The following is a 21,879-nucleotide window of genomic DNA, read 5'->3' as shown; positions in this document are numbered from 1 at the left end:
TTTGTTACACTCCCAGTCTGGCATTCGGCTTTCTGAAATCCGGCCAGCGCCCGATTGTCAAAGCCCTCAGCAGCCATTCCAGCGGCCCGTAATAATAATGGCGCATCCACCACCGGCTCACAAACAGCTGGACTGTAAAAACAGACAAGCCAATCAGCACATTGATAATTGCCGTTGTTTTCTCGATCAATCCGAGACCGAAACCGTAGAAAATGAAACTGCATATCAGCGATTGCAGCAAATAATTGGACAGTGCCATGCGTCCTGCCGGAGCCAGCGCATCACGCCAGAACTGACCGTGTTTTGTACCAAAAAACCGGAGCATCAGCGCGATTATACCAAAAGTCAGCAGCGGTGCAGTCACAAGGCTCAGTGCCAGACCAAAGATTTCCCACTGCGTACCACTGCCAAGTAAAGCCGTCAGTGCCGTGATCAGCGATGCCGGAAGCCCGATAAACAGCCCTGCTTTAATTGCCGGCTTCAGATAAGGTCTGTACAGCTCCGGTTGTGCCAGAAACTGATGCCTGCCTGCCAGAAAACCGAGTAAAAACATGGCCAACGCACAGGGAGCCTGTATTAGCAACAGAATAACCCACATCACCTGCAGCTCATTGATATGCTGCATGATAACGGCGCCAAAACTGCCGCTATAAGCCATATAAGCATATTGTGCGTTCAGCAGATCCTGCGCAGGATCCTGCAAATCAGATGCCATCCATTGCAGCATACCCAGCAGTGCCCATAGCATTCCTGTTATACCAATCAACCAAACAGCACTTTTCACAAGCGTATGGTCAAGCTTATTACGCCAGATCAGCAGGATAACGCCAAGCACAGCATAGGTCGTGAGAATATCGCCGTGGAAAAGCAGAACTGCATGTAGCAGACCGACAATCCACAAACCGGCCTGACGCCGTAAAAAACGCGGGATAAAAGCCTCTCCGGCACGCACTGCCGATTGCATTTGCAGTGTGACGCTATAGCCGAACAGAAAAGAGAACAACAGATAGAACTTCATCTCAAAGATTGTTGAGATAATCAGCTGCACCAGATCATTAAAGCCAATGCTCTGCTCCGGCCCTCCCGTCGGCAATCCGTAGAAAACCGAGGCAAAAGCCATAATATTGACCTGTAAAATGCCAAGCAGCGCAAAACCGCGCAGGGCATCAACATCCGCAATACGGGATGCAGGTTTTGCAGTCTGAGACGGGACATCCGATTTCATTTTTGCGCTTCCCTGTCATTTGCAAGATCAAGCACACCCGTCATCATTGTTTTCAATGCTGCTTTCTGTTCCTGAGGCTTAAATTGCGGATCAACAGAAACACGGCTGAAAATACCGTCCACCATCACCATAAGACAATGTACGACCGAAGCAGCAGAAAATTGCCGGCTGAACTGTCCGCGCTCCATTCCGAGACTGACCAGATATTCCAGTTCTTCACGCATCACCCGTGTGCTCAGCCGGTACAATACACCGACCTCCGCATCCCGCCCGGCTTCTGCGGCAATTTCCAAAGCCAGCGACGCCTGTGCAGGGTCGGAAGCAACATCCAGCACCACATCAAAAAAAGCGTCCAATGCGGCCACAAGATTTTCCTGCTCGCGCAATGCCGCAACAAATATCTGGGTCTGCTGCAAATCCTCTTCAACAATCGCAGCGATGATTGCTTTCTTGCTTGAGAAATAATGAAACAGATTTCCGGTACTGACACCTGCTGCCGCACAAATCTGCGCCGTGCTGGTCTGGTGAAACCCCTGCTCTGCGAAACAGGCTTTCGCCGCATCTAAAATCATCTGTTTCTTTGCCTGATGTTTTTCAGGATCTGTCACGCGCATAGCGCACCTCTAAAATAGACTGAACGCTCGGTTTATTAATTTGAAATCGCAGCTTGCGCAAGTGATAAAATAAACCACACAGCCTGCGACCAAATTGTGCTATTGTTTAAAACCTGAGGAGAACTGTTGTGTCTAAGGACTAACCGCCATATATGAGGCTGAAAATCAGAGACATATGGGGAGTAATGTCTGCTAAGGAGCTATTTTCCTGCTGAGAACAGCAGAAAACATAATAGCCTCCCGAACACCCTCTTCCTGATGTCCCGCTCAGACTTTTCATCAGAGCTGCATTTTGAGCCTCAGCCGTCTGAACTCTGCGCAATGCTCTGAATTGTTCCTTTTGCATGGCACTGCAACCGGAAAGCTTTCGGTTTTGGGACTATGCAGTAAAAGCACTCTTATGATAGAGAGCATTTTTAATTGCTCTGCAATCGAAAGGCCCAGCGGCTATGATCAGTCATTCCGGTGAAACCGCCCATATTTCGTCAGATCATTCTCAGAAGATCTGCGCCTCTCACACAGGAGAGAGCGGCGGCACAGAACCGCTTCAGAACTCTTCCCGTTTCTCCTTTGATGAAGACGCCTTGCATGAAGAATGCGGCGTCTTTGGCATTCTGGGCCATGAGGATGCGGCAACGCTGACAGCTCTCGGCCTGCATGCCCTGCAGCATCGCGGACAGGAAGCGGCCGGTATTGTTTCCTATCATGAAGGACGATTCTATTCCGAACGTCACATGGGGCTGGTGGGTGATCACTTCACCAATCCGGCAACGCTGAAACAACTGCCGGGCAATCTTTCGATTGGTCATGTGCGCTATTCCACCACCGGTGAAACTGTACTGCGCAATGTGCAGCCTCTGTTTGCCGAACTGGAAGTCGGCGGCATCGCCATTGCCCATAACGGTAATTTCACCAATGGTCTGAGCCTGCGCCGTCATCTGATTGCCTCCGGTGCGATCTGCCAGTCCACTTCCGATTCTGAAGTTGTACTGCATCTTATCGCCCGTTCGCGCCTCGCGTCATCCAGCGACCGTTTTGTCGATGCGATCCGTCAGGTTGAAGGCGGCTATGCGATCCTCGCTATGACCCGCACCAAACTGATTGCAGCACGCGACCCTGTCGGTATCCGTCCGCTGGTTATGGGCGAACTCGACGGCAAGCCGATTTTCTGTTCTGAGACCTGCGCACTTGACATTATCGGCGCAAAATATATCCGTGATGTGGAAAACGGCGAAGTCATTATCTGCGAAACACAGGCAGACGGCTCTATCAGCACCACATCCATCAAAGCGTCGAACCGCAAGCCGGAACGTGTATGCCTGTTTGAATATGTTTATTTTGCCCGTCCTGACTCTGTTGTCGGCGGCCGCAATGTTTATGTTGCGCGTAAAAATGCCGGTATTAATCTGGCAAAAGAAGCCCCCGTTGAAGCGGATGTTGTTGTACCTGTGCCGGATGGCGGCACTCCGGCAGCAATCGGCTATGCACAAGCCAGCGGTATTCCGTTTGAGCTCGGCATTATCCGCAATCACTATGTCGGCCGCACCTTTATTGAACCGACACAGCAGATCCGCGCCCTCGGCGTGAAGCTGAAACATTCAGCAAACCGCGCGATCATTGAAGGCAAACGTGTTGTGCTGGTGGATGACTCCATTGTGCGCGGCACCACTTCGATGAAAATCGTGCGGATGATCCGCGATGCCGGAGCCAAGGAAGTGCATATCCGTGTGGCCTCTCCGATGATCCATCATCCGGATTTCTACGGTATTGATACGCCGGATGCAGACAAGCTGCTGGCCAACCAATATCCGGATCTGCAGGCAATGTGCGATTATATTGGCGCGGATTCGCTGGAATTTCTCTCCATTGACGGTCTTTACGAGGCAGTCGGCGGCGAGAAACGCAATCCGAAAGCCCCGCAATTTACTGACCATTATTTCACGGGCGACTATCCGACCCGTTTGGTCGATCAGGAAGAATTGTCGAATATCCACAATTTCGCATTACTTTCCAGCAACGGCTAAAATCCTAAAAGGCGGCTTTCAGCCGCCTTTACATTATACAGACTGAAACGGGTGGATTTTTATGAGCTTTGATCTGAGCGGACGCACAGCACTGGTGACCGGCGCATCCCGCGGCATCGGTTATTTTCTGGCATTGGAACTGGCGAAACGCGGTGCCCATGTCATTGCAGTTGCGCGGACTGTCGGCGGCCTTGAAGAACTGGATGATGAAATTCAGGCAATGGGGAATACAGCAACGCTTGTCCCGCTTGATCTGAAAGACATGCCTGCACTCGATCTGCTTGGTTCATCTATCAACGACCGCTGGGGCAAGCTGGATATTCTCGTCGCCAATGCCGGTGTGCTTGGCACAATCTCTCCGGTCGGACATGTGGAAGCCAAGGTTTTTGACAATGTTATCAGCACCAACCTCACTTCAATCTGGCGTCTGATCCGCTCGGTTGATCCGCTGTTGCGTCGTTCTGATGCCGGCCGTGCTATTCTGATGTCATCCGGTGTTGCCCATACAGCGCGCGCATTCTGGGCACCCTATGCAGCTTCCAAAGCTGCGGTGGAAGTGATGGGGCGCTCATGGGCTGAAGAGACCAAACAAATGCCGTTGCGGGTTAACTCCGTCAATCCGGGGGCTACGCGCACAGCAATGCGTGCCAAAGCAATGCCGGGTGAAGATCCGGAAACATTGCCGCATCCGGCCGATGTGGCTGCTAAAATTGTGCAGCTCGCCGATCCGGCTTTGACCATTACCGGTCAGCTTTATGATGTACGGCAGGATAAATTCCTGCAATATCACATGCCATCATAAGTATTATGACCTAAAATCATCTGGCCGGATTATTAATTACCGGCCAGAAATGTTTTTCTATCCAGTCTTTTCAATCATATAATTTTCTTCGCGGCCTTTTTATTCGCAGCTCCCTGCTGCCTCCTTTTATCCTGCCGCCTTCCCCCTGAACTATCCAATTTTTCAATTCTCTGAAAACAGAAGGATCTGTCATGGATCATTTTTATATTATTACCGGCGGCCCGGGCTCCGGCAAAACCACCCTGCTCAACATTCTCAAACAGCGGGGTTATCAGCATAGTCAGGAAGCCGGACGACATATCATTCAGGATCAGGTGAAAATCAGCGGCAAGGCTTTGCCATGGCTTGATCCCGCACTCTTCGCGGAAATGATGCTGTCATGGGAAATGCGCTCTCACCTGCTGGCCACACAGGCAGTATCTGACAGGCCGTATTTCTTTGACCGCGGCATGGCCGATATTGCCGGCTATCTCAATCTTACAGGCTTGCCTGTGCCGGATCATGTGCATCAGGCAGTGAAGCACTTTCACTATAATAAAACCGCTTTCATCGCGCCGCACTGGCCAGAGATTTATCAGGGAGATGAAGAGCGCAAGCAATCACCGCAAGAGGCTGAACGCACATTTGAGGCCATGCTGGCAGTCTATCAAAACTATGGCTTCACTCTAATGGAACTACCCAAGGCAGATGCTGAGGCACGGGCAGATTTCATACTCACCCACACAGCTTAATGCCTTCAACAAAAAGCCCGCTCAAAAGCGGGCTTTTTAGAGTGTTAGAGCGAGTTTTGTGCACCCAACGGCGCGCCCGGTGCTCTAATAGTCGTAAACTCCGCTTACATACGGGCGATAATCTCTTCATCACCCGATGCATCACCTTTAGCGGCTGCATCAAAAATATAAGGAATAATCTCTTCCACAGTATCGAGTATTTTTGGCTGCACACGATGGCCGGTATGGATAAAGCCTTCTGTGCGCATATGATCGAGCATGGCAATCATCGGCTCCCAAAAATGATTGATATTGGCGAAAACCATCGGCTTTTTATGATGGCCGAGCTGTGCCCAGGTCATCATTTCCACGATTTCCTCAACAGAACCAATACCACCCGGCAGTGTTACAAACGCATCAGAGCGTTCAAACATCAGCTGTTTGCGCTGATGCATATTCTCGGTAATGATCTGCTCATCAAGCATTTCATTCTGTTTGCCGTCAGCTTCTTTATTGAGAAGGAATGTCGGAATAATACCGGTGACTTTGCCGCCGGCTTTGTAAGCGCCTTCCGCAACCGCACCCATAATTCCCTTTGTGCCGCCGCCATAAATCAGGCGAAGACCATTTTCTGCAATCGAGCGGCCAAGAGCCAGCCCTGCTTCCCGGTAAACCGGATTATTGCCGGTTGAAGAACCGCAATAGACACATATTGATCGAATCTTACTCATGCTTTCTTTTTCGCGTGCGGGCTGTTTGCCGTCAAGTTTCTATCGTGAATTCGGTTCTGAATTTGGTTGGTGAAAATCCGCATAAAATATCGGTGCTTTCACCACTGTTTCCGAAGTCTTTTTAAAATCATGGGCTTGCATAGAGAACGATGCAAGCCGGACATCTTATCTTGTAATATGTGACAAGAATTTTGGTGCTGATATGTGATATTCTTGCTGTAACAATAAAAAAGCGCTAGTTGTTGGCAAATATGCAGCTTATACATTTGGATTTATAAGCAGACACAGCATGTTATAATATTTTTTTAAGCTTGGTGTTAAAAGGGTCAGTCCCGTATGCAGAATAGTCGTTATGCGCTTGCCGGTTTTGCTGCTGTAGTTATAGCAGGTGGTCTTCTCGCATATTTCAGCATGGCTCCGCAGAAAACGGACCAGCCTCCGCAGGCGCCTGCTTCAAAAACAACAACAGATAACAAGTCTGCCACGACTGCTCAGCCTGAAACCCTTGCCCAGACTGACAAGCCTGTTGCGGGCAATGCTGCTGCACCAGAAGATACCAAACCATCGCCTTCCGAAAAAGCAACACCGGAACAAAGTGTTACAGTTCCGGTTTTTGATGTGCTGCGTCTAGAAGGCAACGGCTCACTGGTTATTGCCGGTAAAGCTGCACCAAATTCTGTGGTTGATGTCATATCCAAAACCCGTGTACTCGGCTCGGCCAAAGCAGGCGAGAACGGTGACTTTGCTATTATTCTGGATGAGGCACTGAAAAGCGGCGATTATCAGCTGGTTCTGCGTGCAACCGCGGAAGATAACTCCGTTGCAACATCACAGCAGACCGCGATCCTCTCCGTTCCTGCAACACCGGATGGTCAGGTTCTCGCACTTGTTGAAGAACCGGGTCAGGCCAGCCGCATGATTACCACACCGCAGGCCAGCGGCGGAAATGCTGCGCAGACACCAGAAAATAAAGATGCACCGGCAGCAGCACATGGCAGTGATACTGCAGTTACCCTGCTGCCGTCGCAGGCGGTACAGGGCGGGCTGGCAGAAGGCAACTCGCAGGATGATGTCAGCATTGCCGTGGAAGCTGTGGAGATTGAAGGCCGCTCGGTATTTGTGGCCGGTCATGCACGCGGCGGTCAGACAGTTAATGTTTCAGCGAATGAGACTTTGCTTGGCACAGCAATCATCACTCCGGAGGGGCGCTATCTGGTGCAGACCCAGCAACCTCTTGCTGTTGGTGACTATATTATTCGTGCCGATCTGATGGATAAAGGCGGGAAGATTCTGGCGACAGCGCGTGTTCCGTTCCGCCGTGAAGCCGGTGAGAATATTGCTGCTGTTGCTCCCGCAATTGCAGCGCAAACCGCACCTGATGCCGCACAGGCCACAACCGGCAACCCGTCCGCCCAGGAGACACAGGCGCAGCCTCTGGAAAAAGCAGAAGGATCAGTGATTATCCGCAAAGGCGATAATCTCTGGACAATCTCCAAGCGTACTTATGGCAGCGGCACGCGTTATACCACGATTTATCTGGCCAATACCGATCAGATTAAAAACCCTGACCTGATCTGGCCGGGGCAGGTTTTCGTCATGCCAAAAACCCCGCTCAGCGAGCAGGATGTGAAGCAGAAACTACCGTAAAGTGACAAGTTGAAATACGAGCAGAGACAGCGCATAAAATAATGATGTGCTTCTGCTCGTCCTGATAGTTTCACAACATTGTGCAGCAGTTTTGTTCGTATCATGCCCGCAGACATGATAGGACAAGCAGAAAACCGCACGCAGCATTGCGGAAAAAGAAATGCTTATAGAATGAGGGCGACGGCAGCGGGTCGTCCGTGGCGTTAAAAGAAATTATGAAAAAACAAAAAACAGTCTCGGCAGAATCCGGTCAGACCCTGAAAACACTGGCGAAACTCTGGCCATATATGTGGCCGAGTGAGCGTCATGATCTCAAAATGCGGGTCGTCTGGGCGACATTCTATCTGGTCATCGCCAAATTTGTGCTGATGCTGGTACCTTATTTTTTCAAATGGGCGACAAACGCGCTGGACGGCTCTTTTAAACCGGAAAGCTGGGTGCCGCAGATTTTTGTCGGTGCTTTGATGCTGGTCGTTGCCTATAATCTGGCACGTATCATTCAGGCCGGCCTGAACCAGCTGCGCGATGCATTATTTGCCCGCGTCGGGCAATATGCGGTGCGTCAGCTTGCCTATCGCACTTTTGTGCATATGCATAAATTGTCGCTGCGGTTTCATCTTGAGCGTCGTACCGGCGGCCTGTCCCGCGTGATTGAACGCGGTGTCAAAGGCATCGAAACCATTGTGCGTTTCACTATCCTGAGCTCGGTGCCGACCTTGCTGGAATTTGCACTGACAGCTGCAATTTTCGGATTTGCCTATGGTGTCAGCTATCTCATCGTGGTGGCGGCAACGGTCTGGCTTTATATGTGGTTCACAGTCAAAGCCAGTGACTGGCGCATTAATATCCGCCGGGAGATGAATGATTCCGATACGGACGCCAATACCAAAGCAATTGACTCATTGCTGAATTTTGAGACCGTCAAATATTTCGGCAATGAAGCGATGGAAGCCGAGCGCTATGACCGCTCAATGGCGCGCTATGAAAAAGCGGCAACCCAGACATGGACATCTCTTGGCTGGCTGAACTTTGGTCAGGCCGTGATTTTCGGTGTCGGCATGATGATCCTGATGGTGATGTCTGCCCGCGAAGTACAGGCCGGAACGCATACACTTGGTGATTTTGTCTTCATCAATGCGCTGTTGATGCAGCTGTCACTGCCACTGAATATGATCGGCTTCATTTATCGTGAAATCCGTCAGGGTCTTACCGATATTGAACAGATGTTTGACCTTCTCGAAGTTGAGGAAGAGGTCAAAGACAAACCGGAAGCACAGGCTCTGGCTGTCTCGCAAGGGGCAATCCGTTTCAACAATGTCAGTTTTGCCTATGACCCGTCCCGTCCGATCCTGCGCAATGTCAGCTTTGAAGTGCCGTCCGGCAAGACCATTGCGATTGTAGGGCCGTCCGGTGCGGGCAAGTCAACTATCTCCCGCCTGCTGTACCGCTTCTATGATGTGCAGCAGGGTTCGGTGACAATTGACGGGCAGGACATCCGCGATGTGTCACAGGTCAGCCTGCGCCATGCGATTGGTATGGTGCCGCAGGATACCGTGCTGTTTAACGATACAATTGCCTATAATATCCGCTATGGACGCCCGTCGGCAACAGAGCAGGAAGTGGAACAGGCTGCCAAGCTGGCACAGATCGACCGTTTCATCCAGCTATTGCCGGAAGGCTATCAGTCGATGGTCGGTGAACGCGGTCTGAAACTTTCCGGCGGCGAAAAACAACGCGTAGCGATTGCACGCACAATTCTGAAAGCCCCGCCGATCCTGATCCTTGATGAGGCGACTTCGGCGCTGGATACGGCAACCGAGCAGGATATTCAGCAATCTCTGGATCTGGTCAGCCGTGACCGCACCACTCTGGTGATTGCGCATCGTTTGTCGACTGTTATCAGCGCTGATGAAATCATTGTGCTTAAAGACGGGCAGATTGCCGAGCGCGGCACACATCGTGATTTGCTGGTACAAGGCGGGCTCTATGCATCGATGTGGGATCGTCAGCGTGAAGCTGATGAAGCGGAAGCACGTCTGCGTCAGGTCCGTGAAAGTGACGAACTTGGTGTTGTGACCCGCGGTGCTCCTGCTGGAGAATGACAGGGCACGGATGATCCTCTATGATGGCAGCAGATGTTCGCGCTGGCTGTTCATTGTTATACAAGCAGCAATGGCGACGGTTCCGGTGGTGTTATCATCACCTGAACCGTTTTGATTCCGTCTGTACGCGGAATGTAAAAATCAGAACGGATGCTTACAGTGATGTTCTGTGCGCATTTTGTTATGATAAAACACGAATATCATGAATTTTATTGCGCTGATTGCGCTTAATCATTTTAAACGCTGTTACTTTGCGTTATTGAAGCGGAAAATCTGAGGAAAACCGATGAGCCTGTCCGATACCATTCGCAATACTTTTGTTCCTATCCACCGTGAGGGTTACCCCTTTATTGCAGCATTTTTTGTTGTATCGCTTTTGCTTGGCTGGTTGTGGGAACCTTTGTTCTGGGTAGGGATGGTGCTGACCATCTGGTGCATTTATTTCTACCGTGATCCGCTGCGTATCACGCCGCTGGATGACAAGCTCGTCATCAGCTCTGCGGATGGCAAGATTTCTTCCGTTGGCATGTGTGTCCCTCCGGCAGAGCTGGATCTGGGTACAGAGCCGATGCTGCGTATCTGTGTGTTCATGAATGTGTTTTCAGTACACATTAACCGTGCGCCGGTACGCGGCAAAATCACTGCCGTGATGCACCGTCCGGGTAAGTTTCTGAATGCAGAACTGGACAAAGCCAGCACCGAGAATGAGCGCAATTCTGTGCTGATCGACAGTGCCCATGGTACCGTTGCCGTGGTGCAGATCGCCGGTCTGGTGGCCCGTCGTATCGTTTGCTGGTCGAAAACCGGCGATGATCTCTCAACCGGTGAGCGTTTCGGCCTGATCCGCTTTGGTTCGCGAAATGATATTTATCTGCCAAAAGGCGCTGTAGCCCGTGTTGCTGTCGGCCAGACGGCTGTGGCAGGCGAAACCGTTCTGGCAGAATTTGATGAAACGCGCACTGCGCCAACCGTGCGGATTGCCTGATGCTTGAAGCACCTTTCCCGCCGCTGGATCCAAATGGCAATACGGAAGGGCGCGGTCCGCGCTTTTCCGAAATCCCGATGCGGATTATTATTCCTAATCTGATTACCGTTCTTGCGATCTGTGCAGGGTTAAGCGGTATCCGTCTGGCGATTGAGCATCGTTTCGAACAGGCCGTGGCCATGGTGCTGTTAGCGGCCTTTCTCGACGGTATTGACGGACGGATTGCGCGGCTCCTGAAAGGGTCTTCCAAATTCGGTGCCCAGATGGATTCTCTGGCCGACATCGTGAATTTCGGCGTGGCTCCGGCACTGGTGCTTTATCTGTTTATGCTGGATCAGGCCGGTTCGTTCGGCTGGATTGCGGCGCTGATCTATACAATTGCCTGCTGCCTGCGCTTAGCGCGCTTTAATGTAATGCTGGAAGATCCGAACCGGCCGGCATGGCAAGGCAATTATTTTATCGGTGTTCCGGCACCGGCCGGTGCTATGCTGGTTTTGCTGCCGGTTTATTCCGGATTTCTCGGCGTACTGCCAAGTAAGGCTTTGGCCTATGGTACCGCAGGCTTTACGATTGTGATTGCCTTTTTGCTCGTTAGTCGTCTGCCGGTTTATAACGGCAAAACCGCAGGCAGCTTTATCCGCCGTGATTTTGTGATGCCGCTGATCCTCGGCGTGGTAATCTATGCCGGTTTTCTGATGAGTTTTACCTGGCAGACACTGACACTGACGGCCTTGGCCTATCTGGTATTCCTGCCTTTCAGTGCATTGGCATGGAGGCGCCGCTTAATGGCCGAAGAAAAAAAATCCTCTGAAAATCAGGTATGAACCGGTTCAGACAACAGCCATAAAAAGCCCCTCAAATGAGGGGCTTTTTATTTAACTCTGCTATTTTGTTTTATGCTTTGGCAGCGATTTTATCTGCCCGCGCCTCTTTCAGGATTGACCATGTATAGAGGATCAAACCTGCCCAGATCAGTGCGAATGCATAGAGTTGCGTTGTGTTGAATGGTTCTTTGAAAGCGAAAACAGCGATCAGGAACAGCATGGTCGGCGTAATATACTGCATCAGCCCCAGCGTGGTGTAGCGCAGCAGTTTCGCACCGATGGCATACATAATCAGCGGCACAGCAGTCACCACACCGGCCAGCATCAGCAGAGAAATATCCGCTGGTGTACCGGTAACAAAATGATCCTGCCCTTGTGTATACAGCCAGATTGCATAGGCGCTGGCCGGAATGAACAGAATGATCACTTCCAGCATAAAGCCCTGTGACGGGCCGATCGGCAGAGATTTACGGAAGAAACCATAAAAGCCGAATGACAGTGGCAGAATGATAGATACCCAAGGCAAACCGCCCTGCTCTACTGTCAGCAACACCACCGCAGCAGCGGCAAGGAATACAGCAACCAGCTGTACTCTTGTCAGACGCTCTTTAAGGAAAATTGCGCCGAGCAGCACATTGACCAGCGGGTTGATATAATAACCAAGTGCGGCATCCAGCGCATGATCATTGAAAATCGCCCAGACATAAACGCCCCAGTTCAGTGTGATCAGGGAGGCTGTCAGACAAGCCATTGCCAATGTTCGCGGATTACGCAATGCGGCACCGACATCCTTGGTACGTCCCATAAAAACCAAAATGACGGCCGCTACAGGCAAAGACCAGATCACGCGGTGCGCCAGCACCTCCACAACCGGAATATGGGCGACGGCCTTCATGTAAAACGGGAAAAGTCCCCAAAACAAATAGGCCAGCATCGCGAAGATAAAACCACGCGTTGCTTCCGGCATCGCCTGTTGAGACCGGTCATTCATAACAAGTTGTCCTCAGATTTCCGGTCTCGGGCTTTATCATACAGCGGGAGCCGTTCATTACATTTACATCAGTAACAATCGGTACTCCCGTTTTACTTTATCCGCAAACGGCAAATTTTATTCTGCTGCAATATGTCCCGCAAGCTCGCGATTTTTCATCAGCTTATAAACGACCGAATCCATCAGTGCCTGAAAGGATGCATCAATAATATTGTCGGACACACCGACTGTGCGCCAACGCTGGCCGCTGGCATCATGCGACTCGATCAGAACGCGGGTGATCGCTTCCGTACCGCCATTGAGGATACGCACTTTAAAATCGACCAGTTCCAGATCGGCCAATTCCTCCTGATAGCGGCCAAGATCCTTGCGCAATGCAAGGTCAAGCGCGTTAACCGGACCATGACCTTCCGCAACAGACAAATGTTCCTCACCGTCGATGATGATTTTTACAATCGCTTCCGACACGGTTTTCAGGCAGCCATTGCTGTCATAGCGGCGCTCAACCATACAGCGGAAAGCTTCAACACGGAAAAACTGCGGCACCGCACCAAGTTGTTGACGGGCGAGCAGTTCAAAACTCGCATCTGCACTTTCATAAGCATAACCCTGCGCTTCGCGTTCTTTGACCAGCGCAATCAGCGTATCAAGATGACGGTCATCCTTGGCAACCTGAATACCGCGCTTGTTGAGCTCTGCAATAAAATTGGACTTGCCGCCCTGATCGGACACCATAACACGACGATGATTGCCCACCATTTCCGGCGGCACATGTTCATAGGTCTTAGGATCTTTCAGCAAAGCAGAGGCATGGATGCCTGCTTTTGTGGCAAAGGCTGAACTGCCGGTAAAAGCCGCCTGATCATTCGGTGCGCGATTGAGAATATCATCAAAGGTACGGGAAAGTTTTGTGATACCCGCCAGAGCATCTATGCTGATACCGACCTCGAAGCGGTCTGCCCAGACAGGTTTAAGCATCAGTGTCGGGATCAGCGTAACCAGATTGGCATTGCCGCAACGCTCACCGATACCATTGAGCGTGCCCTGCACCTGCCGCACACCGGCATCAATTGCGGCCAGTGACACGGCAACGGCCTGTTCCGTGTCATTATGCGCATGAATGCCCAGACACTCACCCGGTACAACACTCTTAACAGCACGGACAATATCACCAACTTCACCCGGTTGCGTACCACCATTGGTATCGCACAGCACCACCCATCGCGCACCGGCACCATAGGCCGCCTTGGCGCAAGCCAGCGCATAATCAGGATTGGCCTTAAACCCGTCGAAAAAATGCTCGCAATCGACGATACATTCCTTACCGGCCATACGCGCAGCAGTGACTGATGAAGTGATCGATTCCAGATTATCTTCCAGAGAACAACCAAGCGCCAGATGCACATGATAGTCCCAGCTCTTAGCAACATAGGTGATAACATCGCTCGAAGCCTGCAGCAGTACAGACATGCCCGGATCATTGGAGGTGGAAACACCCGGACGCTTGGTCATGCCGAAAGCAGCAAACTTTGCCCGTGAGGTGTGTTTACGCTGAAAAAAGCTCGTATCTGTCGGATTTGCACCCGGATAACCACCTTCAACATAATCCACACCGAATTCATCCAGCATGGCGGCAATGGCTTTCTTGTCAGATACGGAGAAGTCAATTCCCGGTGTCTGCTGGCCGTCGCGCAAGGTAGTATCATAAATATAGATACGCTCTTTTTTCATTGTTGTTCTTTCCTCCATATCCGTATTTATGTGCCTTGCTTGTTGCTTATTGCGGCCATGTGTCCGTATCGTGATCGGGATGCTGATAAGACACCAGCGTGCGTACAAACTCGATACTTTCCGGATCACGTTCCGTCGTATAGGCGGGCAAAGCGCTCAGCTGATCCAGATAAGGCAATTTGCCCTCCAGCCCCCATTGCACCTCCGGCACAATGTCTTGCGGCTGATCAAAGGCAGCGATTGAAAGCGCCAGTCCGTCCGGCGCTTCATAGGTCAGCGGTGTACCGCAATCGGCACAAAAGCCGCGCTCAACATGGTTGGACGAGCGAAACAGTTTTCGTGTTCCGCGCGTCCATTCCAATGTGCCTTCCTTAACGGAAACCAGCGGCGCGTAATAATTGCCGAATGCTTTCTGACACATACGACAATGGCAGATGGATGCGCTGCCCAACTGCCCCTTTACGCGAAAGCGCACAGTGCCACATTGGCAGCCGCCGCTTACGACGGGTACTTCACTCAGCGTTTCACTTCCCATGATGTCACCCGCTCTCCCGTAACCGGATCTTTTCCGTCCTTCAGCTGAATATTCTGTGCCAGCAATGAGTCACGAATACGGTCAGCTTCCGCCCAATTTTTCCCGTTGATGAATGCCAAACGCTCAGCGATCTGTCTTTCAACATCCGCAGTGTCGACATCTGCGGCATTGCTGAACAAATATTGCGCAGCTTCAGCCAGCAATTGTGCATCATAAAGGCCAAGCAGATTGAGACCAGAAACCAACACCTCCACATCACCCTGCTTATAGGCTTTACGCAACTCGGTGAGCGCTGCCCATGTGTTCAAATCATCGCCTACGGCATCAGCGAAGACCGAAGCTTTTGCAGCATCAGGCTTGGCAGACTGCTCTGCAACCAACTGATACCACTTGGCCAGTTCTTCACCGGATTCATTCAGACGCTGCTGCGTCCAGTTGATCGGCTCACGATAATGGGTCTGCAACATGGAAAGACGCGCGGCCATGCCGGTCCAGCGACGGCGGAAGTCTTCCGGCACAACAAGGCCGGCCAATTGCGGCAATTCAGATTTCAGCACATCGTCAATGGTAATGAAATTGCCCAGAGATTTGGACATTTTCTGACCTTCGACCTGCAGAAAACCGTTATGCATCCAGATATTAGCCATGCGCTCTGAACCAAAAGCGCAGCATGACTGAGCCATTTCATTTTCATGGTGCGGAAATACCAGATCAATACCACCGGCATGAATGTCGAAGGTATTTTTCAGCGGATCATCGCATTTCAGACCGCCGCCAAACGGTTCCAGCAATTTAGCCATCGACATGGCCGAGCACTCAATATGCCAGCCCGGACGACCATTCACTGCAATACCGGCCGGAGACGGCCAGCCCGGCTCTCCTTGTTTGGATGGTTTCCACAACACGAAATCCATCTCGTCGCGCTTGTAGGAAGCAACATCCACGCGCGCACCGGCAATCATCTCATCCAGTGAACGGCGGGCAAGTGCGCCATAGCGCGGGCCGTGCTCACCTGTCATGGTTTTAACCGCAAACAACACATGATCATCGGCTACATAGGCATGACCGCGCTCAATCAGACGCTCGATCAGCTGGCGCATTTCCTCCAGATGTTCTGTTGCACGCGGCTGGCTGGAAGGCTCCAGATTACCAAGCGCCGTTACATCACTCTGGAACTGCGCATTGGTGCTTTCCGTGACTTTGCGAATAGCTTCATTGAGCGGCAGATCAGGATAATCGCGTACGGCACGGGCATTGATCTTATCATCAACATCCGTGAGATTACGCGCATAAGTCACTTGGCTCTCACCATAGACATGGCGCAACAGACGAAACAGCACATCAAACACGATCACCGGACGCGCATTGCCTATATGAGCAAAGTCATAAACTGTCGGGCCGCAGACATACATGCGCACATGGTCAGGATTGATCGGAACAAAGTCCTCTTTCCTGCGGGTCAGCGTATTATACAAACGCAATTCAGTGGCAGACATCTGACTTCCCTTTAACATACGGTTCTAAAGCACAAACAAGATTTGCGCAGCCTGCTGGCCGGTGCATTTGTCTGCTTCAAAAGGAAAAGGAAGACGAAAACATCCGAGCCAGCAATCTGCTAGCGAATAATTACCGCAATAATACAAATGGTGTTTGCGAATGGTGTTTTCATGACAGCACTTATCTCTCTGATCCTGCGTCGCGTCAAGAGAGAGCTCTGAGATTTTTGTTACCGGTGACAATCATGGCAAGTTGCATAACCGCCGTGACAATACCCTGATTTGCGCTCAGATTTGCACATTTCCAGCCATGCTTCAGTCCCATTTTTCACGATAATGAGAGCTCTGAGTAAGGGAAGGAAACATCATGAAAAAGATATTCAGCACATCTAAAAAAGATCAGCTTACAGAACAATACCGCGCAATCGGCCCGGCCTTTTTGGCGGCAGCTCTCAGGTCGGCACCGCGCAGCCACCACGATGAAAAGCGGCTGCACGTCTCTTATCTGCCGTCGGATAAGACTTTAAGGCCACAACAGGCGACCAAGTAGGCTAAACGCAATCGCCCACATAATGATGCCGATAATGCAGTCGAGAATACGCCATGCGGATGGTTTGGCGAAAAACGGCTGCAGCAACCGCGCACCATAACCGAGCGAGAAAAACCAGACAAATGAGGCTGTTACCGCACCCAGCCCATAGGCCAAACGCGTCTGCCCTTCAAAACGGGCAGAGAGACTGCCAACCAGCACGACCGTATCGAGATAGACATGCGGATTGAGGAATGTCAGCGCAAGACAAGTCCCGACGGCAACTTTCAAACTGACAGCGCCGCCATTTCCAGCAAGCAACCCGTCAGGATGCATGGCGCGACGAAAAGCGGAAAAGCCGTACCAGAAAAGAAACGCCGCGCCGCCAACCGTCACCACCATAATCAATGAAGGAGACTTTGCGATCAGTGTGCCAAGCCCTGCAACGCCTGCGGCAATCAGCAAGGCATCAGACAAAGCACAGATCAGGCAGAGAATAAACACATGCTGGCGCAGCAGTCCCTGTCTCAGAATATAGGCATTTTGCGCGCCGATGGCGACAATCAAGGATAATCCGAGCAGAAAGCCCGAAATTGCTGCAGTTCCCACGACAAACCCGTTCTTTTTAGATTCAACACGCATTCCGAAAACCGACAACCACTTTTCGGGATGCAAACTTTACATCAACGTGCATCTTATCCGATCGAAGCGGGACAAGAAATCAGTCCGGTGGACTGATTTCCCCGTGTAGGCGACAACCACTTTTCGGGATGCACTGTAGGTTATGTTTTTGAAAGAATTAATCAAAACATACTGAACTGATCGTCATTGTCATCTGTTTTCTTTTTTACAGCAGACTTTTTAGGTTTAGCCGGCTTTTTGACGATTGGTTCCTGAGAAACTGTCAGTTCTTCTACCGGCTCATGTACGTCTGTACCGAAGTAACGGGCATTATTGATCTTATCCGATACGGGAATCGCTTCAAAAAAATCATCCTGTACAGGCCGGAGCAAATGCTGCACATCTTTGGCGCGGTTGCGCTTGCAATCCAGCCATTCCAGATAATCCTCAGGCTGTATCACCAGCGGCAGGCGGTCATGAATATACGATAATGCATTATTGGAAGCCGTCGTCAGTATGGCTGCCGTATCCATCTGCGAACCATCGCCACTCACCCATGTTTCCATCAGAGCGCCAAATGCAATGGTTCCGCCATGGCGCGGGCGTATCCAATAGGCTTGTTTTCTGCCGTCACCGAGTTTACGCCATTCATAGAACCCCGTTACCGGCAGCAAACTACGACGATGTTCCATAGCTGTACGAAAAGACGGCTTTTCATGCGCTGTCTCAGAGCGGGCATTAATCATCAGCGGAAAGTTCAGCGGGTCTTTTGTCCATGACGGCACAAATCCCCAGCGCACCAGCATTGCGATACGATCCGGCCTGTTGCTGCCGGGTACCGGTGTTTCTCCGGCCATCACAATCATGATCGGTTGTGTCGGTGAAATATTATAGCGCGGCGGAAAGGCTTCATCGACAATCACGCCGAAATGCGCCTCCACCTCATCAATCGCTGCCAGTAATGCAAAACGTCCACACATAATGTTTGGTGTTGCGAGTTTTATCACAAAGGTCAAGATGCCTGCCAAACAAAGCTTGCAAATCAGCGGGCAGGTTTTTACCACTCATTCTATGACACAGGACATTTCCCCTCAGCCGCTCATCGCCCATGGTGCTTCCATCATCTGCCGTAAGGAGAACCGTTTCCTGCTGGTGAAACGCGGCAAGGAGCCGCTCAAAGGCTCGCTCGCCTTTCCGGGTGGCGGGGTAGAAGCCGGAGAAAATGCCGAACAGGCCGCACGGCGTGAACTCACGGAAGAAACCGGATTGCGCTGCAGCCGCCTGCGACTGGTTGATACGATTGATCTGTCTCAGGAAGGGCTTTACGGCAAGGTCTATAATCTTTGCATTTTTCGCGCTTATGATCTGAGCGGACAGGAACAGGCCGGTGATGATGCCGTTTCGCTGCACTGGCTGACAATTGAGGATATGGTGCAGCATATTGTTACCGTCAGCACTTTGGCTTTTGCGCGCCGTATTCTGCAGGAAGAAGGCTGAACGCCTTGAAACAGCCTGATTACTGCACAATTTATAGTGAAGTCGCGGAGTATGTGTATGACCAGATTTCTTGTTTTCTCATTATTGGTTACAGGATTTTCTGCATCCGGTATTTCTGCACAGGCACAAACACAGGAAACCAGCGGTCCGCCTTATGAAAGCCAGATGATCCAACTGGCAGGCACCCTCGGTTCGCTCCACTATTTGAGCAATCTTTGCGGTGACAAAACCAGTCTCTGGCGCGATCAGATGAATGAGTTGCTTACCGCTGAAAAAGCGGATGAAACACGACGTAAAAATCTGGTCTCAGCTTTCAATAACAACTACCGCAGCTATGCTGATAATTACAGCCAGTGCACCGATCAGGCCCTGAAAGCAATCGACCGGTTTAAATTACAGGGCGAAAAGCTCTCTGAAGGGCTGGTTGCCCATTACGGCAATTAACCAAAACTTCATTCATTGCAATAAAGGCGAAATCTGCCATTCACAAACCATCGCAATCTGTTAACAAGAGATTAAATTATTGATGGTGATGCATCGGCTGATGGTGTAAGAAACGGTCTTCAGATAGTCGTTTCTGCTCTGAATGGCTCTATGACAGCACTTTCTTTAGCTAAGTCCTGTCCGTCTTCTGCGATGCAGTGTCCAACGGCATAAAGCCAAGGTGATATTTTAATGAATCATGCTCCGACAGACCTCGATGAATTGATTGCCCATGAGAAAAAACAGGCGGCGATCGAATATCAGCATGAAGCCTGGGCTGACGGGATTTCAGAAGGCATTGAACCCGAGATTCTCGCAGAGGCTGCTTTTGCCAATGCATTGACCGAACTTCTGCGTAGCACAGGCGAAGATGCGGCGCTTGGCCTGCTCGATAAATTGCGCGAGCAGATCATTGCCGGTGAATTTCTGCCCAACCGTATTTTGCAGTAATTTCCCGGGCACAGTCGGCATCCGCCATAATTTATGCTACTGGATGCCGTAAACATTTATTTTGAATATATATTTCTCTTCCGGAGTTTCTGATGTTGCTTTCATCCCGCCACTGGCTGAGCAAGCTCAGTTCAGACAAGTTTCTGAGCACGTCTTTCCTCTCCGGTCTGGCTCTGGCCATGATTGCCGCATCAGTCTCAGTACCGGCCTCCGCCGGAACACTAAGCGGAAAACCGCAGATTTTAGCTTTGAGCGAAACACCTGCCGGTGAAGACGGCGAAGAGGTCAATCCGGCGCAGGTGCCTTTGCCGGGACCATTGCGTCAGGTTCCGACTGAAACCTATAAAGCACCTGAATCCGGCGCTGCCTCTGAAAACGGCAATCCGGAACGCGATATTACCCGTCCGCATGTTTCACCGGAAGGCAAGATTCCGGAAGTCTCCTATGACTATTCCAAGCTTCCGCAAGCAGTGCAGGATACCCGCAAGAAAATTCTTGATATTGCCAAAGCCGGAAAGATTGACGCTTTAAAGCCACTGCTCGGTGACGGTGGAGAAACCAGCCCGATGCTTTCGCTCGGTGAATATGACGGCACGCCACTGGAATTTCTCAAAAGCCTTTCCGGTGACAGCAATGGTCAGGAACTGCTGGCCATTCTCGTAGACCTGCTTGAGTCCGGCTATGCGCATCTCGATGCCGGTACACCGAATGAAGTTTATGTCTGGCCATATTTCTTCGCCTACCCGCTGGACAAGCTGGACGACCGGCAGATGGTTGAGCTGTATCAGATTGTGACTGCCGGTGATTTTGAGGAAATGAAGGGCGTCGGCGCCTATATTTTCTACCGTCTCGGCATTACGCCGGATGGCTCATGGAAGTTTTTTGTAGCCGGCGACTAACAATCGTTTTTCCCTGCCTGTCAAAGCGTTGCTGAAAACGCTCTGTTGCCCATGCACACAGAACAAAAACAGCCATACCTGCCGGTATATCAACAAGATGGTGTCCGCCATGAACCAAAACAGCCGGCAGCACTGCTAAATTCAAAAGCAGGAAAAACGGAAACAGCCATTTAACTGAACGGGAATACCAAATGCCCGCCAGTGCCATTACCGTATGAAAAGACGGAAATGAAATCAGCCCCCGCGTATCATTCGGCAGAATAACTTCCGTGCCGTTTTGCAAAAGATTAGTCAGCTCATTCCCGTAAGATGTGCCCACAATCTGCCGTGAAACGGATGTAACTGCCTCCGGCAACGGAAACAGCGCGCTGGGGCCGATAGACGGAAATAATATCCAGAACAGAACGGTGAACGCGCCGCTCAGTGTCAGCGTCATAATCATTCCGTGCAAAGCATAGATACGACCGCTGAAGCCTAAAAGCACTATCAGCACAACAATCTGGTAGAGATTGGATGTATATGCATAACGGAGAATATCATTAATCAGCGGATGGCTGACACTCCATGTTACAGCCTCTACCCAATTATAGCCGAGTTTGGCATCCAGAGAGACAAGCCACAAGTCCAGTGACGGGCGTAAATTTGGCAAAAACAAATAATTCAGCAACCCCATGGCTGCTGTAAAAACCACAAACAGACCGGTACACATGGTGACTGCGCCGATCAGTTCGCTGCGGCCATTTCTGCGATATATAAAACTTAATCCGAACATTAATGCAGCAAATACAAGCTGCGCACTGTAAGCGAAATAAAAAACCTTCTGTCCTGAACTCAGGATCAACAGCGCATCTGCCAACAGTGTAATAAGGGTAATCGCCAGCAGAGCCAGTTCTACAGGCCGAAAATAATGATGCAGGACAGATGATTGTGTTTTCATACTGCATCAATAAACACAAACTCATTGATCAGTCGTAAATCTAAAG

At 50.8% G+C, this 21,879-nt stretch carries 22 protein-coding genes; 12 read left to right on the top strand and 10 right to left on the bottom strand.

Going from position 1 to position 21,879, the window contains the following annotated elements:
- Positions 1-4 precede the first annotated feature (4 nt).
- Together HBA93_RS03175 and HBA93_RS03170 are read right to left on the bottom strand one after the other, a co-directional pair.
- Positions 5-1,225: a DUF418 domain-containing protein gene (locus HBA93_RS03175; RefSeq protein ID WP_221722309.1), complete on the bottom strand. Its 1,221-nt coding sequence runs from the start codon at positions 1,223-1,225 to the stop codon at positions 5-7.
- Positions 1,222-1,839 carry a TetR/AcrR family transcriptional regulator gene (locus HBA93_RS03170; RefSeq protein ID WP_121992846.1) on the bottom strand — a complete coding sequence of 206 codons (618 nt, stop codon included), beginning with the start codon at positions 1,837-1,839 and terminating at the stop codon, positions 1,222-1,224. The genes HBA93_RS03175 and HBA93_RS03170 overlap by 4 nt, the downstream gene beginning before the upstream one ends.
- A gap of 449 nt (positions 1,840-2,288) precedes the next feature.
- Between HBA93_RS03170 and purF the strand changes: the two genes are divergently transcribed.
- The 3 genes from purF (at position 2,289) to HBA93_RS03155 (ending at position 5,396) form a co-directional block, all read left to right on the top strand.
- Positions 2,289-3,863, top strand: coding sequence for an amidophosphoribosyltransferase (gene purF, locus HBA93_RS03165; protein ID WP_121992847.1), 1,575 nt, complete (start codon positions 2,289-2,291; stop codon positions 3,861-3,863).
- A gap of 61 nt (positions 3,864-3,924) precedes the next feature.
- Positions 3,925-4,665 carry an SDR family NAD(P)-dependent oxidoreductase gene (locus tag HBA93_RS03160; protein WP_075654620.1) on the top strand — a complete coding sequence of 247 codons (741 nt, stop codon included), beginning with the start codon at positions 3,925-3,927 and terminating at the stop codon, positions 4,663-4,665.
- Between the two features lie 191 nt (positions 4,666-4,856).
- Positions 4,857-5,396, top strand: coding sequence for an AAA family ATPase (locus tag HBA93_RS03155; protein ID WP_221722308.1), 540 nt, complete (start codon positions 4,857-4,859; stop codon positions 5,394-5,396).
- Between the two features lie 104 nt (positions 5,397-5,500).
- Here HBA93_RS03155 and HBA93_RS03150 read toward each other — a convergent pair whose 3' ends face one another.
- Positions 5,501-6,106, bottom strand: coding sequence for an LOG family protein (locus HBA93_RS03150; protein ID WP_121992850.1), 606 nt, complete (start codon positions 6,104-6,106; stop codon positions 5,501-5,503).
- A 336-nt stretch (positions 6,107-6,442) separates the two neighbouring features.
- On the opposite strand from HBA93_RS03150, the gene HBA93_RS03145 reads away from it, so the two are divergent.
- The 4 genes from HBA93_RS03145 to pssA all read left to right on the top strand — a co-directional run bounded on the left by HBA93_RS03145 (position 6,443) and on the right by pssA (position 11,664).
- Positions 6,443-7,753, top strand: coding sequence for an Ig-like domain-containing protein (locus HBA93_RS03145; protein ID WP_221722307.1), 1,311 nt, complete (start codon positions 6,443-6,445; stop codon positions 7,751-7,753).
- Positions 7,754-7,968: 215 nt separating this feature from the next.
- Positions 7,969-9,855, top strand: coding sequence for an ABCB family ABC transporter ATP-binding protein/permease (locus HBA93_RS03140; protein ID WP_121992852.1), 1,887 nt, complete (start codon positions 7,969-7,971; stop codon positions 9,853-9,855).
- A 286-nt stretch (positions 9,856-10,141) separates the two neighbouring features.
- The gene (locus HBA93_RS03135) at positions 10,142-10,840 is read left to right on the top strand and encodes a phosphatidylserine decarboxylase (protein WP_122092888.1); all 699 of its coding nucleotides are present in this window, start codon (positions 10,142-10,144) and stop codon (positions 10,838-10,840) included.
- Complete coding sequence (gene pssA, locus HBA93_RS03130) at positions 10,840-11,664, top strand: CDP-diacylglycerol--serine O-phosphatidyltransferase (protein WP_121992854.1); 825 nt, start codon at positions 10,840-10,842, stop codon at positions 11,662-11,664. Before HBA93_RS03135 ends, pssA begins: the two co-directional genes overlap by 1 nt.
- 70 nt (positions 11,665-11,734) lie before the next feature.
- Here the strand turns inward: pssA and rarD are convergent, their stop codons facing one another.
- The 4 genes from rarD to cysS all read right to left on the bottom strand — a co-directional run bounded on the left by rarD (position 11,735) and on the right by cysS (position 16,417).
- Positions 11,735-12,655, bottom strand: coding sequence for an EamA family transporter RarD (rarD, locus tag HBA93_RS03125; protein ID WP_221722306.1), 921 nt, complete (start codon positions 12,653-12,655; stop codon positions 11,735-11,737).
- A 117-nt stretch (positions 12,656-12,772) separates the two neighbouring features.
- On the bottom strand, positions 12,773-14,386 hold the full coding sequence (cimA, locus tag HBA93_RS03120; RefSeq protein WP_221722305.1) for a citramalate synthase: 1,614 nt from the start codon (positions 14,384-14,386) through the stop codon (positions 12,773-12,775).
- Positions 14,387-14,432: 46 nt separating this feature from the next.
- The gene (locus tag HBA93_RS03115) at positions 14,433-14,921 is read right to left on the bottom strand and encodes a GFA family protein (RefSeq protein WP_122010513.1); all 489 of its coding nucleotides are present in this window, start codon (positions 14,919-14,921) and stop codon (positions 14,433-14,435) included.
- Entirely contained in the window at positions 14,903-16,417 is a 1,515-nt protein-coding gene (gene cysS, locus HBA93_RS03110; RefSeq protein ID WP_221722304.1) for a cysteine--tRNA ligase, read from the bottom strand. The genes HBA93_RS03115 and cysS overlap by 19 nt, the downstream gene beginning before the upstream one ends.
- Positions 16,418-16,784: 367 nt before the next feature.
- Here cysS and HBA93_RS03105 point away from each other — a divergent pair, with 367 nt between their 5' ends.
- Positions 16,785-16,967, top strand: a complete 183-nt coding sequence (locus HBA93_RS03105; RefSeq protein ID WP_122092893.1) for a hypothetical protein — start codon at positions 16,785-16,787, stop codon at positions 16,965-16,967.
- Here the strand turns inward: HBA93_RS03105 and HBA93_RS03100 are convergent.
- Together HBA93_RS03100 and HBA93_RS03095 are read right to left on the bottom strand one after the other, a co-directional pair.
- Positions 16,941-17,588, bottom strand: a complete 648-nt coding sequence (locus HBA93_RS03100) for a LysE/ArgO family amino acid transporter (RefSeq protein WP_286201722.1) — start codon at positions 17,586-17,588, stop codon at positions 16,941-16,943. The genes HBA93_RS03105 and HBA93_RS03100 overlap by 27 nt on opposite strands.
- A 161-nt stretch (positions 17,589-17,749) precedes the next feature.
- Entirely contained in the window at positions 17,750-18,547 is a 798-nt protein-coding gene (locus HBA93_RS03095; protein WP_221722430.1) for an SOS response-associated peptidase, read from the bottom strand.
- A 37-nt stretch (positions 18,548-18,584) separates the two neighbouring features.
- Here HBA93_RS03095 and HBA93_RS03090 point away from each other — a divergent pair, with 37 nt between their 5' ends.
- The 4 genes from HBA93_RS03090 to HBA93_RS03075 all read left to right on the top strand — a co-directional run bounded on the left by HBA93_RS03090 (position 18,585) and on the right by HBA93_RS03075 (position 20,896).
- Positions 18,585-19,064, top strand: a complete 480-nt coding sequence (locus HBA93_RS03090; protein WP_286201721.1) for an NUDIX hydrolase — start codon at positions 18,585-18,587, stop codon at positions 19,062-19,064.
- Positions 19,065-19,121: 57 nt separating this feature from the next.
- Positions 19,122-19,508 (top strand): TIGR02301 family protein, encoded by a 387-nt coding sequence (locus HBA93_RS03085; protein WP_121992859.1) that lies wholly within the window; start codon positions 19,122-19,124, stop codon positions 19,506-19,508.
- Positions 19,509-19,739: 231 nt separating this feature from the next.
- Entirely contained in the window at positions 19,740-19,997 is a 258-nt protein-coding gene (locus tag HBA93_RS03080) for a hypothetical protein (RefSeq protein ID WP_022712213.1), read from the top strand.
- 92 nt (positions 19,998-20,089) lie between these two features.
- Positions 20,090-20,896, top strand: a complete 807-nt coding sequence (locus tag HBA93_RS03075; RefSeq protein WP_286201720.1) for a hypothetical protein — start codon at positions 20,090-20,092, stop codon at positions 20,894-20,896.
- Here HBA93_RS03075 and HBA93_RS03070 read toward each other — a convergent pair.
- Complete coding sequence (locus HBA93_RS03070) at positions 20,853-21,833, bottom strand: phosphatase PAP2 family protein (RefSeq protein ID WP_221722303.1); 981 nt, start codon at positions 21,831-21,833, stop codon at positions 20,853-20,855. The two genes, HBA93_RS03075 and HBA93_RS03070, sit on opposite strands and share 44 nt — an antisense overlap.
- Positions 21,834-21,879: the final 46 nt, after the last annotated feature.

This window comes from Ochrobactrum sp. SFR4, from assembly GCF_019730395.1.
In the GTDB taxonomy this organism is placed as follows: Bacteria; Pseudomonadota; Alphaproteobacteria; order Rhizobiales; family Rhizobiaceae; genus Pseudochrobactrum.
Note: the sequence above shows the minus strand (reverse complement) of the source record. Positions and strands in the feature narration are given on the sequence as shown.

Bases quoted from the DNA above. Each gene is read 5' to 3' on its own strand.
- HBA93_RS03175 (WP_221722309.1), bottom strand. From the start codon at position 1,225: ATGAAATCGGATGTCCCGTCTCAGACTGCAAAACCTGCATCCCGTATT.
- HBA93_RS03170 (WP_121992846.1), bottom strand. From the start codon at position 1,839: ATGCGCGTGACAGATCCTGAAAAACATCAGGCAAAGAAACAGATGATT.
- purF (WP_121992847.1), top strand. From the start codon at position 2,289: ATGATCAGTCATTCCGGTGAAACCGCCCATATTTCGTCAGATCATTCT.
- HBA93_RS03160 (WP_075654620.1), top strand. From the start codon at position 3,925: ATGAGCTTTGATCTGAGCGGACGCACAGCACTGGTGACCGGCGCATCC.
- HBA93_RS03155 (WP_221722308.1), top strand. From the start codon at position 4,857: ATGGATCATTTTTATATTATTACCGGCGGCCCGGGCTCCGGCAAAACC.
- HBA93_RS03150 (WP_121992850.1), bottom strand. From the start codon at position 6,106: ATGAGTAAGATTCGATCAATATGTGTCTATTGCGGTTCTTCAACCGGC.
- HBA93_RS03145 (WP_221722307.1), top strand. From the start codon at position 6,443: ATGCAGAATAGTCGTTATGCGCTTGCCGGTTTTGCTGCTGTAGTTATA.
- HBA93_RS03140 (WP_121992852.1), top strand. From the start codon at position 7,969: ATGAAAAAACAAAAAACAGTCTCGGCAGAATCCGGTCAGACCCTGAAA.
- HBA93_RS03135 (WP_122092888.1), top strand. From the start codon at position 10,142: ATGAGCCTGTCCGATACCATTCGCAATACTTTTGTTCCTATCCACCGT.
- pssA (WP_121992854.1), top strand. From the start codon at position 10,840: ATGCTTGAAGCACCTTTCCCGCCGCTGGATCCAAATGGCAATACGGAA.
- rarD (WP_221722306.1), bottom strand. From the start codon at position 12,655: ATGAATGACCGGTCTCAACAGGCGATGCCGGAAGCAACGCGTGGTTTT.
- cimA (WP_221722305.1), bottom strand. From the start codon at position 14,386: ATGAAAAAAGAGCGTATCTATATTTATGATACTACCTTGCGCGACGGC.
- HBA93_RS03115 (WP_122010513.1), bottom strand. From the start codon at position 14,921: ATGGGAAGTGAAACGCTGAGTGAAGTACCCGTCGTAAGCGGCGGCTGC.
- cysS (WP_221722304.1), bottom strand. From the start codon at position 16,417: ATGTCTGCCACTGAATTGCGTTTGTATAATACGCTGACCCGCAGGAAA.
- HBA93_RS03105 (WP_122092893.1), top strand. From the start codon at position 16,785: ATGAAAAAGATATTCAGCACATCTAAAAAAGATCAGCTTACAGAACAA.
- HBA93_RS03100 (WP_286201722.1), bottom strand. From the start codon at position 17,588: ATGCGTGTTGAATCTAAAAAGAACGGGTTTGTCGTGGGAACTGCAGCA.
- HBA93_RS03095 (WP_221722430.1), bottom strand. From the start codon at position 18,547: ATGTGTGGACGTTTTGCATTACTGGCAGCGATTGATGAGGTGGAGGCG.
- HBA93_RS03090 (WP_286201721.1), top strand. From the start codon at position 18,585: ATGCCTGCCAAACAAAGCTTGCAAATCAGCGGGCAGGTTTTTACCACT.
- HBA93_RS03085 (WP_121992859.1), top strand. From the start codon at position 19,122: ATGACCAGATTTCTTGTTTTCTCATTATTGGTTACAGGATTTTCTGCA.
- HBA93_RS03080 (WP_022712213.1), top strand. From the start codon at position 19,740: ATGAATCATGCTCCGACAGACCTCGATGAATTGATTGCCCATGAGAAA.
- HBA93_RS03075 (WP_286201720.1), top strand. From the start codon at position 20,090: ATGTTGCTTTCATCCCGCCACTGGCTGAGCAAGCTCAGTTCAGACAAG.
- HBA93_RS03070 (WP_221722303.1), bottom strand. From the start codon at position 21,833: ATGAAAACACAATCATCTGTCCTGCATCATTATTTTCGGCCTGTAGAA.